At 33.1% G+C, this 12,363-nt stretch carries 11 protein-coding genes; 6 read left to right on the forward strand and 5 right to left on the reverse strand.

Annotated features, from left to right (window positions below; all coding sequences use genetic code 11):
* The first annotated feature begins 8 nt into the window (after positions 1–8).
* Both rnpA and CLV90_RS01625 read left to right on the forward strand, forming a co-directional pair.
* Positions 9–437, forward strand: a complete 429-nt coding sequence (rnpA, locus tag CLV90_RS01620) for a ribonuclease P protein component (RefSeq protein WP_243835242.1) — start codon at positions 9–11, stop codon at positions 435–437.
* Positions 418–2,046 (forward strand): S41 family peptidase, encoded by a 1,629-nt coding sequence (locus tag CLV90_RS01625; protein WP_133685782.1) that lies wholly within the window; start codon positions 418–420, stop codon positions 2,044–2,046. Before rnpA ends, CLV90_RS01625 begins: the two co-directional genes overlap by 20 nt.
* 30 nt (positions 2,047–2,076) lie before the next feature.
* Here the strand turns inward: CLV90_RS01625 and CLV90_RS01630 are convergent, their stop codons facing one another.
* The gene (locus CLV90_RS01630; RefSeq protein ID WP_133685783.1) at positions 2,077–2,952 is read right to left on the reverse strand and encodes a 3-keto-disaccharide hydrolase; all 876 of its coding nucleotides are present in this window, start codon (positions 2,950–2,952) and stop codon (positions 2,077–2,079) included.
* 197 nt (positions 2,953–3,149) lie between these two features.
* On the opposite strand from CLV90_RS01630, the gene CLV90_RS01635 reads away from it, so the two are divergent.
* Entirely contained in the window at positions 3,150–4,655 is a 1,506-nt protein-coding gene (locus CLV90_RS01635) for a S10 family peptidase (protein WP_133685784.1), read from the forward strand.
* Between the two features lie 23 nt (positions 4,656–4,678).
* Here the strand turns inward: CLV90_RS01635 and CLV90_RS01640 are convergent, their stop codons facing one another.
* Together CLV90_RS01640 and CLV90_RS01645 are read right to left on the reverse strand one after the other, a co-directional pair.
* A complete protein-coding gene (locus CLV90_RS01640) occupies positions 4,679–5,308 on the reverse strand; it encodes a hypothetical protein (RefSeq protein WP_133685785.1) in 630 nt (209 codons plus the stop codon).
* 101 nt (positions 5,309–5,409) lie between these two features.
* Positions 5,410–6,603: a C40 family peptidase gene (locus CLV90_RS01645; protein ID WP_133685786.1), complete on the reverse strand. Its 1,194-nt coding sequence runs from the start codon at positions 6,601–6,603 to the stop codon at positions 5,410–5,412.
* 56 nt (positions 6,604–6,659) lie between these two features.
* Here CLV90_RS01645 and dcm point away from each other — a divergent pair, with 56 nt between their 5' ends.
* Both dcm and CLV90_RS01655 read left to right on the forward strand, forming a co-directional pair.
* Positions 6,660–7,889 (forward strand): DNA (cytosine-5-)-methyltransferase, encoded by a 1,230-nt coding sequence (gene dcm / locus CLV90_RS01650; RefSeq protein WP_133685787.1) that lies wholly within the window; start codon positions 6,660–6,662, stop codon positions 7,887–7,889.
* A gap of 150 nt (positions 7,890–8,039) precedes the next feature.
* On the forward strand, positions 8,040–8,414 hold the full coding sequence (locus tag CLV90_RS01655; protein ID WP_133685788.1) for a hypothetical protein: 375 nt from the start codon (positions 8,040–8,042) through the stop codon (positions 8,412–8,414).
* Between the two features lie 48 nt (positions 8,415–8,462).
* Here the strand turns inward: CLV90_RS01655 and CLV90_RS01660 are convergent, their stop codons facing one another.
* Positions 8,463–8,906: a GNAT family N-acetyltransferase gene (locus CLV90_RS01660; RefSeq protein WP_133685789.1), complete on the reverse strand. Its 444-nt coding sequence runs from the start codon at positions 8,904–8,906 to the stop codon at positions 8,463–8,465.
* A gap of 109 nt (positions 8,907–9,015) precedes the next feature.
* Positions 9,016–9,447, reverse strand: a complete 432-nt coding sequence (gene rpiB / locus CLV90_RS01665; protein ID WP_133685790.1) for a ribose 5-phosphate isomerase B — start codon at positions 9,445–9,447, stop codon at positions 9,016–9,018.
* A 648-nt stretch (positions 9,448–10,095) separates the two neighbouring features.
* Between rpiB and rnr the strand changes: the two genes are divergently transcribed.
* A complete protein-coding gene (gene rnr / locus CLV90_RS01670; protein WP_133685791.1) occupies positions 10,096–12,288 on the forward strand; it encodes a ribonuclease R in 2,193 nt (730 codons plus the stop codon).
* The last annotated feature ends 75 nt before the right edge of the window (positions 12,289–12,363 follow it).

Genomic DNA, 12,363 nt, shown 5'->3' on the forward strand with positions numbered 1-12,363 from the left:
AGATATTTATGCCCCCTCATTGGGGGCTAGTTCTTTTTAATACTTCTTTTATAATGGATGCCACCTTCGGAAAAAAGGAAAAACTTAAAAGCAAAAAACTCATTACCCAGTTGTTTGAAGAGGGTAGGGGCGTTTCGGTATATCCGCTGAAATTAATTTATCTTTCCGTAGAACAAAAAGAAGTGCCTATTAAAACAGGGGTTACCGTATCTAAACGAAATTTTAAAAGTGCCGTAGATAGAAATAAGATTAAGCGGCTACTTAGAGAGTCTTATAGACTTAATAAAGCACTGGTTTTTAACAATACAGATGCAAACTTTGCGTTTCTATTTTTATACCTTGGTAAGGATATGCCCACCTTTGAGCAGTTAGATCATAAAATGAAGCTCGTTTTAAACAAGTTTAAGCTACAGATTGATGAAAAAAATAATAAGTAAAAAAGTACTTGTACCCATAATTGCCATCGCTTTTCTATTTGTAGGAAGTAGTTATAAAAGCGACTTTTTTGAAATAGCCAAACAAATCGAAATCTTTACCACCTTGTTCAAAGAATTGAACATGAACTATGTGGACGAAACCAACCCTGCAGAATTAATGGACACCGCCATTAAAAATATGCTGAACGAATTGGATCCTTATACCAAATTCTTAAACGAACAAGATGTTGAGACATACCGTATAAATAACGCTGGTGAATATTCTGGTATTGGTGCTATGGTCCGTTCTTTTGATGATAAACTGCTAATTATAGAACCACACCAAGGATACCCCGCAGATAAGGCAGGATTGAAGGCTGGTGATGAAATAATACAAATTGGAGATATCAAAGTAGCCGATTTTGAAGATAATGCGAGTGAGCTTCTTAAAGGGGCTAACGGCTCAACTATAAATGTTACTTTTAAAAGACAGGGTAAATTAAATACAACAGCTATTACCCGCGAAGGTATTGAAGTAGATGCCGTGCCTTTCTTTAAAATGATTGATAACAAAACCGGATATATTGTTCTGGCAAAATTTAATGCTAAAGCAACCGAACAAACAAAAGCGGCTCTTTTAGATTTAAAAGGTAAAGGTGCAGAAAAAATAATCTTAGATCTTAGGGACAACCCTGGCGGATTATTATCTGAAGCTATTAACGTGACTAACTTATTCGTACCTAAAGGGGAGTTGGTGGTGACTACAAAATCTAAGGTCAAAAAGTTTAACCGAGAATATCACACTAATAACCAACCTGTAGATGAAGAAATTCCACTTGTGGTTTTAGTAAACGGAAGCAGTGCTTCGGCAAGTGAAATTGTTTCTGGTAGTTTACAAGATTTAGACAGAGCGGTAATAATGGGTGCTAGAAGCTTTGGTAAAGGCTTGGTACAACGCCCGCTAAAATTGACTTATGGTACACAATTAAAAGTGACCATTTCTAGATATTACACTTCATCTGGCCGTTGCATACAATCATTAGATTATTGGAACAGAGATGAAAGTGGTAAAGCTGTGCGTAATACTACTTTCAATGATTTTACGACCCGTAACGGTAGAAAAGTACAAGATGGTGGTGGTATTTTACCAGATATTGAAGTAGCCACTTCTAAAACCAATGACCTTACTTTGGCTTTGCTACAGAATAACGTCATTTTCGATTATGCTACTAATTACCATTATTCACATAAGTATAATGCCGTTGCCGACTTTAAATTTACAGATGCCGACTTTACTGCTTTTAAGAGCTACGTAAAACAGAGTAGTTTCTCTTTTGAAACCAAAGCAGAGCAAGCCATTAAAAAAGCCCTATCTGGCGATGAAAATGACTTTTTAGGTTCAGATGTTAAGGATAGCTATAAAACGTTGTTGGCCAACATTGAAAAAGGTAAAATCAACGCGTTGGACAAATACCAAAGTGAGATTCAAAAGAATCTTGAAGATGAAATTGTTAAGCGTTATTTCTACAGAGATGGTTTGTACCAATATTACTTAAATAATGATGATGCTATTTTAGCTGCTACCGAATTATTAAGCAATAATTCTAAATACAGTGCTATATTAAAATAGTGTTGTTTACTTAATTTTTAAGCGACCAATTTAATTATAGCTGCATGCTTTTAAATCTGAAACCTCGTAATACTCTTTGTAGTTCGTTGCTTTTGGATCTGTACATCCTTTTAAATTTCTAATTTTTATATTTTTAAAATCAATTGGTTGCCCTTCGCTTTGTAAAGCAATAAAGCCTTCTGTTAATAACTTACCGTCTTCTTTCATTCTGGGGTCATAACCATTAGCTACACCACCACCAATTTGTGGTTTTGTGTATTCTAACACTGTTTTTCCGTTAATAATATGTTTAACTAATGAATCGTGATAAACTACTAATTCTGCCGTTACCCATTGATCACCATAATATGTATCGGATGTTGATTTGATACAATGTCTTGGGTCTATTTTACCTTCAAAAACTACATCGGTACCTGGTGAGCACATATTGCCTGTTGGGCGTTCTACACCTTCTTCTACCCCTGCTAAAAATTGTATCTCAACACTTATGGGCCAATCTTGTTCTTTTAGCATGGTTTTTGGATCTTGAGAATGAAACATTACACCGCTATTCAAAATCGTATAATCTGGTGCTCCTCTATATAGTTCGCCTAGAAATCTATACTGTACCGTAAAATGAAAATCTGAAAAAGGTTTGTCATAGTATAAATGAGAATACCTATTGTTAAATTCTCCTTCATATTTATCATACCTCACCTTTACCATATCATCTTCTGCCCTAAAGGTATCTGCATAGTTATCACCCACTTCATAATGGTGCACTTTGGTGGTCCACCCATCTAAATCATTACCATTGAACATGGTTTCCCAACCATCGTTAGTTTCTTGTGAGGTAATGAGTCCGCATCCTAATAAAAATAAAAGTGAAGTTCCGAGTAGTTGAGATTTAAGTTGTTGTGTTTTCATGTTGATAGTGTTTGGTTGAATTTTCAAAAAAAAGGGAACTGATGCAAAAAATACATATATAAATATACTCAATGTTCTGATACCTTAGGCGATGCGATTATTGAGAGATATTCCAATCAATACCAGTACATCTGTTCATTTATTATTGCTACTTTTAAAAGTACAAACTAACGATACCATCAATACTTTTACTCAAAATGAGAAATCTTCTATTACTAGCAACCAGTATTTTGTTTCTTCAATTTTTGCAAGCTCAAGACTCAAAAAAGGAAACTAAAACGAAACCCATACCAGAAGCAAAATCTTTTATAACCAAGCATAAAGGTGTTTTTGGTGGTACGGCTATAGATTATACAACAACGGCTAAAGAAACTTTTTTAACTAATAAAGACGGAGATTCTATTGCTACTTTTTGGTCTGTTGCCTATACTAAAACCAATATGGGAGATGTTGCTAAAAGACCGGTAACTTTCGTTTTTAATGGCGGACCAGGATCTGCTTCGATGTGGTTACACATGGGATTCTTTGGACCAAAAATTGTAAAAGTAGATTCTGATGCCAAATCTGATGATGGTGCCGCACCTTACAATTTAGTGAACAACGACCATGGTTTACTTGATGTCACCGATTTAGTTTTTATTGATCCTGTAGGTACCGGTTATAGTCGTTTGGTTGGTAAAGGAGAGGGCAAAGATTTCTACGGATTAAAAGAAGATGTAGATTCTTTTGCTCAATTCATTAGAAAATGGGTGACCGAAAACGAACGTTGGTTTTCACCTAAATATTTAGCTGGTGAAAGTTATGGTACCACACGTGCCGCAGCTCTTGGAAAAGCTTTAGAAGGTTCAGGTCAAAATATGGCTTTGAACGGAATGATTTTAATATCGCAAGCTTTAGATTATGCAGGTTCTACTTCAGTAAAGAACAATATTACTTCGTTCATTACTTATTTACCCAGTATGGCGGCTACTGCTTGGTATCATAAAAAAGCAGGTCAGGGCAAGTCTTTAGAAAACTTTACACAAGAATGTAGAGATTTTACATACAACACCTACATACCTTCTTTATACAAGGGCAATTCATTAAGTGAAGCAGAAAAGAACACGATAGCTGAAAAACTTTCTTATTTCACAGGGTTGGATAAAACATATATTCTACAATCTAATTTGAGAATACTGATGGGTCGTTTTCAGAAAAAACTACTAGAAAACAAAGGTTTGGCAATTGGTAGATTAGACGGACGATTTATGGGTGATGAGGAAGATAAAGTTTCTGAAAATCCACATTTGGGCGATGCGGCAAGTTATCAAATTAGTGCTGCCTACACTGCTAGCTTAAATCACTATTTCGCTTCAGCTTTAAAAGTAAAAATGGATAGACCCTATATTACTTCTGGTGGTGGATCTAATTGGAGATGGAGAACCGTACCCGATGGACAATATTGGGAACCGATGCCGGTAAATACTGCTCCGGATTTAGGTGAAACCATGCGTAGAAATACTGCTATGAAAGTAATGGTAGCAAGTGGATATTATGATTTAATTACTCCGTTTTTTGATGCTGAATATACTTTTGATAGAAACGGAATCGTAAAAGAGCGCGTACAAATGAAGTATTATGAAGGTGGTCATATGATGTATACCCATGAACCGGATCTTATTAAATTAAGTAAAGATATACGGGAGTTTATTACTGTAGATTAATAAAAATCAATATTACAGTAGTACTATTTTTTAAGAATTAACACATGTTCTTCATTACATTTTAGATTATAAAAATTTACAATGTCTCTAATGTGCTTTTTCTTGTATTCTTTATTTTGAATTTTCTCCACTAAAACCGGACAATCTGAAAAATAGGTCGAAGCTGCATTTTTAAAATTCTTACTAAAGAGCTGATTTGACCCCAAGTGGGTTACCTCTCCGTTTACTCCTTTACTTACATATAGATTTTTAATGTCATAGTAATTACCATGCACCATATTCATTTGGCCATTTGCACTACCAACAAACATGGGTGCGGAATACCCTGTTTGTTCGAGAACATAAAGACTTACTTTGCCTATTTCTAATTCTCTTACTACATTAAAATAACCTTCTCGGGTTTCTAAATAAATGTAGGTAGATGGCTCTTCCCTATCATTGATAACTACTTGCTCAAGTTTTTCAAAATGATATTTTTCTGGTTTATCTCCCTTATTTATTTTGAATTTTACCTGGTCTCCATTTACAAGCTTTGCCATTCCCTTTAATTGCTTGCCATCTTTAAAATATAAAGTTGCAGCATCTTTTTGGGCAATAGCTATAGATGATCCTACAAAACAGCAGATTAAAACTAGAAGAATTGTTTTTTTCATAGTACATAAATGATCGTGCTATTTTAAAACGAGCTCATTATTACTATGTTATATTATTTATCTTAAAATCGATGAAACACCTCTTTTAAAAACCAAAACTGTTATTCGTTTAACGGTTTTGTAATATTTAGGTTTAGAAGCAAAGGATCCTCTTCATTTAACAAGCGTTGGGTCCTTAAATATCTACCTACATTAAACGCATCAAAATTTGGCGAATCTTTATCAACACTGCTTATACGTACCATTTCAGATGAATGTATAAATTGGTTATCACCGATCCACATACCTACATGAACTACTTTTTCTGAGCTTGTTTCTGTTGCTTTTCTTCCGAAGAACAACAAATCTCCTTTCTGTAATTTGCTGAAATCTGCAATAGAATCTATTGGCTTACCAGCATGCACTTGCTGAGATGCATCGCGTGGAATTACCATTCCATTTAAATAATAGATAGTCTTTGTGTAGCCACTACAATCAACACCTTTTGTAGAAGTACCACCCCATAAGTAAGGCACACCCATTAAGGTTTTCGAAGTAGCTATAAGTGAATCTGCATTGTAACTCAGATTTGATAACCAAGTATCATATTCTTCTGCTTCATCTTTAGAAATGTACCCCTGTCTACCATCTGGAAATTCAATTTTATAATACTCATCATCACTACTTAATAGTTTTAATAAGCTTCCGGCAACTACATCAGATATTCTGTTTTTAGCCTCTTCAGAACTAAATGCATGCCCATAAGTATTGGTATAAATAATTTTATCCACAGTTGTCCACCCCTTTATATCATCTGCATTCATTAATTCTATTCCGCCTAAATCTACCCAAGCCAAATACTTATCTGGTGTTTGTATCAAATACCAATCCCCTTCTTTTTTTAGAACATCAACAACAGTACCTAAAGTGGCCTGTGTAGCCAGTTCTGCCGAATGTTTAGGGTTACTTCTAAGATTGGCTGCAGAGATGTTAATAACCGCCTTGGTCATACCCTCTAAATCTTCTGCTGGTAAAATTTTTATATCATTGGTAGCGGTAATTCCCTTTTCCTTTAAAAGACTATTTAAAGAATCTACGGCTAAAGGTAAATTTGTTTCACCTACCAAAGTAAAGCCAGATGGACCATCTAATACTTCTAAATTAAAAAGTGCCGTACGTTTATCTGGTGCAAAAGCATTTTTTATAATTTCAATTTCTTCGACCAATAATTTCTTTTCGTCCATATGAAGGCCACATGCTGTATTTAAAACAATCAAAATCAATACAAAAGCCCTCTTTAATAGTATTCTCTTCATCCGTAAAAAAATTTCTAATAGTATTAGCCTTGTGAAATTATGTAATTTTATCGCAAATGAAGAAACTAAAGGTCATAGAACTTTTTGCGGGTGTTGGCGGATTTCGCTTAGGATTAGAGGATACCGAGAACTACGAAGTAGTTTGGAGTAACCAATTTGAGCCTAGTACGAAAGCCCAGCACGCCTCTACAGTTTATGAAGCTAGATTCGGTCATGAGAATCACAGAAATGAAGATATTTCTGAGGTACCCACTAAAGATATACCCGATGCCGATATTTTAGTTGGTGGTTTTCCTTGTCAAGATTACTCCGTTGCCGCTACACTGAACAATTCTAAAGGACTTATTGGTAAAAAAGGGGTTTTATGGTGGAGCATTCATAGAATTTTATCGGAAAAGAAAAATCCGCCGAAATACTTATTTCTTGAAAATGTAGATCGATTGTTAAAATCTCCGTCAAACCAAAGAGGTAGAGATTTTGCCATAATGCTTAAAAGTTTAGATGATTTAGGTTATGCCGTAGAATGGCGGGTTATCAACGCTGCAGATTATGGAATGCCACAAAGAAGAAGACGTATTTTTTTCTTAGGATACCATAAATCTACGCCGCTTTATAAACAATTTAAAAAAGCCAAAGTTGAAGACTGGATTTTTGAAAAAGGGACAATTGCAACAGCATTTCCTATTACAAGTACTTCTTCTAAAATGATTTCATTTGATATTACCGAAGATCTTGTTTCACTATCCAAAAATTTTAATTTAGGCGAAAAATTATCTCCTTTTCAAAATACCGGAGTGTTCATTAAAGGTAAAGTATACACCGCTAAAACTAAGGCTAGTTATATTGGTAAAAGAACAGTCTTAGCCGATGTTTTACAAAAAGAAGAAATACCCGAAGAATTTTATATTCCTGAAGAGGAGCATGATAAATGGTATTATCTAAAAGGTTCAAAGAAAGAAACCCGGACTTCTAAATCTGGTTTTGCTTACCATTATAATGAGGGTAATATGATTTTTCCTGATTCATTAGACAATGCATCAAGAACAATAATAACTGGTGAAGGCGGTAAGAGCGCATCGCGGTTTAAACATGTTATCAACACCAAAAAAGGACTTCGTAGATTAACTCCCATTGAATTAGAACGCTTGAATATGTTCCCCGATGATCATACATTACTTGAGGGTATTTCAAATACCAAAAGAGCATTTTTTATGGGGAATGCCTTGGTTGTTGGTGTTGTTAAAAAAATTGGCGAAGTTCTTTATGAAAACATAAAATCGACCTAGTATAACTTTCTCTTTTATAGTTTTATAGTACTTATTTCGCTGTTATCTTGCTGTAAATAATAGTGGTGTAAAATCTACTTTTAAACCCAACATATTGTTAATCAACGTTTAAAATTAGGAATTGTCCATTTTTTTTTTATTTTATTAGGTATGGTAAAAGTAGAAAAGTCAGAAAACGTAGAATTTTTAGAAAAGTCAATTCAACATTTAGAAGCTACCGGTTTCGAGAATATTAAGGCTGATATGGATGGTTATGAAACACCTAAATCATATTCTAGAAAAGGAAAAAATGATAATATAACTCCAGATATTGTTGCAATAAAAAATGGAAGAAAATATTATTTTGATATTAGTCTCAAATCTCCAAAGACAAGATTATTAAAATCGAAGTGGTTGTTTTTAGACACGTTAAGTAGAATGAACTCTAACCGGTTTAGAATAATTACAACTAAAGGTCATTATAAGTTTACAGATAATATGCTTGAGGATATTAACTTAAGTAATAAAACGCCTATCAAAATTTAAATATTTTAAAATAACGTATTAAAAAAGTCCGCAATTAGTGGACTTTTTTTATGTTTTAATCATTTCTAAATGCGGTATACCGTCTTCTAAATATTCTTTTCCTGTGGCATTAAATCCTAAATCTGTGTAAAATTTGGTAAGGTATTTTTGAGCTGAAATTTTTATTTCATTTTCACTAAAACGTTTTTCTACAGCTTTAATAGAAGCTTCCATAATTACTTTACCATAACCAAATTTTCTAAAATCTTTATGTACCGCAACCCTGCCAATACTTGCTTGGTCAAAATAATCGCCTGGCTTAAAAATTCTTGTATATGCTACTAGCGTATTGTCTTTAAAGCCGATGACGTGAAAAGCTTTACCATCTTTACCATCTAAATCTAAATAAACACAATCTTGCTCTACGACAAAAATATCGCTTCGTAATTGTAGTACATTGTACAGTTCTTCAATATCGAATTCTTTAAAACCAATTACTTTTATATCTAACATGAGTTTGCTTAATTAACTAGATATGTTCATATCTATAACCTAATAAATATTTGATTATTAAGTAGTTGTAATAACTATTTTGGGTTATCAACATAGTTATAATAACTATCTACTGAAGTGGAATCTTTTCAATTCTACGTTCATGTCTACCTCCATCAAAAGAAGTGTTTAAAAACGTAGAAACCATTTCAAGTGCTTGAGGTAAAGAAATATACCTCGCCGGTAAACTTAATATATTGGCATCGTTATGTTCTCTAGCTAGTTTCGTTATCTCTTTTGTCCAACATAATGCAGCTCTTACATTTTGTTGCTTATTGGCGGTCATAGAAGCCCCATTGCCACTACCACAGATTAAAATACCATAATCGGCGGTACCATTTTCAACATCTAATGCCACAGGGTGTGCAAAATCAGGATAATCAACACTATCAGTACCATCTGTACCATAGTTAATAACCTCAATCTGTATAGATTTAAGTAAACCTATTATAGCTAACTTGTATTCTGTACCAGCATGGTCGTTACCAATAGCTATTTTCATATGTATAATATTTAAAGGTTAATAGATCATTGTTTATAACCAGTGGGGAATGGCATAAAACCATGCTAAAGGTACAATAATCAGGCATTCACAACAAAAAACGAGGGGTTCACAACATTTGTTATTATCTAATTAATTTAAATTGTTAATTAGTATGTTATAAGCAAGATTAGGTAATGCATAAATTGTTTAGAAAAAGTTGCTAAAAAATTTGCTTATTAAAGTTAACATCTGCTTACATTATTAATCCTCTGAAGACGAATTTAAATATTAGAAACTATTAGAGGATTTTCATCAAAATAACAACCCTAGTTAACATTAAAATTACATTTAGTTATTAATAAATTCATGTTAATAGCACTTATAAACCATGTTTAATAACTTCTCAAAATACTGATTCTCAATTATAGATTATATAAATTGATCGTCAACAAGTATTAGTATCTCATAATGTCAAGTAATATTGAAATAAGTTATTCCAGATATTAACAAGCTATAATAATCATTAATATTTAATTTAATTTAAAAGAAAAAATGCCAATTATGATATATATGTTAATAACAACTTGTTTCCTTAACTTTTCAATAAGAAGTTGATTAATTGGTAGTGGATTATAATTCGTAATTTTCCAACAAATTAAAAGTTTAATGTCGAAGAAGAATAAGAAGGCGAAGAACCATAGAAAGAACGAAATTACTAAAGGAATTTTTACCGTTCTTGAAAAGGATCCGAATAAAAGTTTTAACTATAAGCAAATTGCTGCCAAAATTGATATTACCGATGCTCAAGAAAGAAATACACTTATAAAAAGGTTAACTGAGCTGAAAGAGAAAAAAAGAATTAAAGAGGTTGATAGAGGTCAGTATCAGGTTTTAGAGGATACAAAATCTTATCACGTTGGTACTGTAGATGTTACAGGAAAAGGAAATGCATATATCGTAGTCGAAGGTATGGATGACGATATTTTTATTCCTGCCAATAAATTAAATAAAGCTTTTCATAAAGATAAAGTAGAGGTTTATATCTACCCTAGAAGTAAAAGTAAAAAACTTGAAGGTGAAATCGTAAAGATTCTTGAAAGGTACAAGACAACTTTCGTTGGTATTGTTGATATGCAGAAGACATTTGCATTCGTAAGACCTTCAGATTTTAGAATGTATACCGATATTTTTGTTTCGAAAGATAAATTAAATGGAGCAAATGATGGTGAAAAGGTTTTAGTAGAAATAACCGATTGGCCCGATGATGTTGATTCTCCTTTTGGTAGAGTTACCGAAGTTTTAGGTATACCTGGCGAACATGATACTGAAATTCATTCCATTTTAGCGGAGTATGGTTTACCATATTCTTTTCCTGCAGATGTTCAAAATTTTGCGGATGGTTTAGATACTAGCATTAAAGAAGAGGAAATTAAAAAACGTAGAGATGTACGTGATGTTCTTACGTTTACAATTGATCCAAAAGATGCTAAAGATTTTGATGATGCATTATCGTTTCAAATTTTAGAAAATGGTAATTATGAGATAGGTATTCATATTGCCGATGTTTCTCATTACTTACAGAAAGACACCATTTTAGATGATGAAGCCTATGAAAGAGCAACATCTGTTTATTTAGTCGATCGTGTAGTACCCATGTTACCAGAAGTCCTTTCTAACAATGCATGTTCCTTAAGACCTAATGAAGAAAAGTATACTTTTTCTGCCATATTTGAGCTAGATAAGAATGCAACCATAAGAAATCAATGGTTTGGAAGAACTGTAATCGATTCTAATGAACGTTTTGCTTATGAAGAGGCTCAATATATCATAGAGACAGGCAGTGGCAATATACCAGAAGAAATTTCGATTAGAGACGCAGCTTATTCTGTGTCTAAAGAAGTTGTAGAGGCTACTTTAGAGATGGACAGACTTGCAAAAATTATGCGCTCTAAGCGTATGGATCAAGGTGCACTTTCTTTTGATAAAGTTGAAGTTCGTTTTAATCTTGATGAGAATAGTGAGCCAATCGGAGTTTATTTCAAAGAATCTAAAGATGCTAATAAGCTGATTGAAGAGTTTATGCTTTTAGCAAATAGAAAAGTTGCTGAATTTATTGGTAAACAAAAACCTAAAAAGACATTTGTTTATCGAATTCACGATGATCCTGATCCAGATAAGTTAATGGCCTTGAATGGTATCGTTTCTAAATTCGGACATAAATTAGATTTCAAGGATAAGAAATCTATTAGTTCTTCTTTAAACCAATTACTACAAGATGTAAAAGGTAAAAAAGAACAAAATATGGTTGATACACTTACGATACGTAGTATGAGCAAAGCGATTTATACTATTGATAATATTGGACATTATGGATTAGCTTTTGATTATTATACCCATTTTACTTCTCCTATTCGAAGATACCCCGATGTAATGGTGCATCGTTTATTGCAACATTATTTAGATGGTGGTAGTTCTGCAAATGCAGAAGAATTCGAGAAGAAATGTAAGCATTCGTCAGATATGGAATATTTAGCGTCAAGTGCTGAACGAGATTCTATAAAGTACATGCAGATTAAGTTCATGCAAGATCATAAAGATGAGGAATTCCGTGGTGTAATTAGTGGTGTTACCGAATGGGGTATTTATGTTGAAATCATTGATAATAAATGTGAAGGCATGATTCGTATTAGAGACATTAAAGGAGATTATTATATCTTTGACGAGAAGCAATACGCTATCGTTGGTGAACGAACCAAAAAGAAATATACCTTAGGTGATGAGATAACCGTTATGGTTAAAAATACCGATTTAGTCAAAAGACATTTAGATTTTGCTTTAATTCCGGATAAGAATAATTAATTTGGAATAGATTTTGGTATTATAAGGCTGAATTAGAAAAACTATTTTAAATTAAAGTTTTTCTAAAAAATTACA

The sequence above is a fragment of the Maribacter spongiicola genome, from assembly GCF_004364165.1.
GTDB lineage: Bacteria > Bacteroidota > Bacteroidia > Flavobacteriales > Flavobacteriaceae > Maribacter > Maribacter spongiicola.

Excerpts from the sequence above, each read along its gene's own strand:
- rnpA (WP_243835242.1), top strand. The coding sequence starts at position 9 with ATGCCCCCTCATTGGGGGCTAGTTCTTTTTAATACTTCTTTTATAATG.
- CLV90_RS01655 (WP_133685788.1), top strand. The coding sequence starts at position 8,040 with ATGGTAAAAGTAGAAAAGTCAGAAAACGTAGAATTTTTAGAAAAGTCA.
- CLV90_RS01635 (WP_133685784.1), top strand. The coding sequence starts at position 3,150 with ATGAGAAATCTTCTATTACTAGCAACCAGTATTTTGTTTCTTCAATTT.
- CLV90_RS01630 (WP_133685783.1), bottom strand. The coding sequence starts at position 2,952 with ATGAAAACACAACAACTTAAATCTCAACTACTCGGAACTTCACTTTTA.
- rnr (WP_133685791.1), top strand. The coding sequence starts at position 10,096 with ATGTCGAAGAAGAATAAGAAGGCGAAGAACCATAGAAAGAACGAAATT.
- CLV90_RS01640 (WP_133685785.1), bottom strand. The coding sequence starts at position 5,308 with ATGAAAAAAACAATTCTTCTAGTTTTAATCTGCTGTTTTGTAGGATCA.
- dcm (WP_133685787.1), top strand. The coding sequence starts at position 6,660 with ATGAAGAAACTAAAGGTCATAGAACTTTTTGCGGGTGTTGGCGGATTT.
- rpiB (WP_133685790.1), bottom strand. The coding sequence starts at position 9,447 with ATGAAAATAGCTATTGGTAACGACCATGCTGGTACAGAATACAAGTTA.
- CLV90_RS01660 (WP_133685789.1), bottom strand. The coding sequence starts at position 8,906 with ATGTTAGATATAAAAGTAATTGGTTTTAAAGAATTCGATATTGAAGAA.
- CLV90_RS01645 (WP_133685786.1), bottom strand. The coding sequence starts at position 6,603 with ATGAAGAGAATACTATTAAAGAGGGCTTTTGTATTGATTTTGATTGTT.
- CLV90_RS01625 (WP_133685782.1), top strand. The coding sequence starts at position 418 with ATGAAAAAAATAATAAGTAAAAAAGTACTTGTACCCATAATTGCCATC.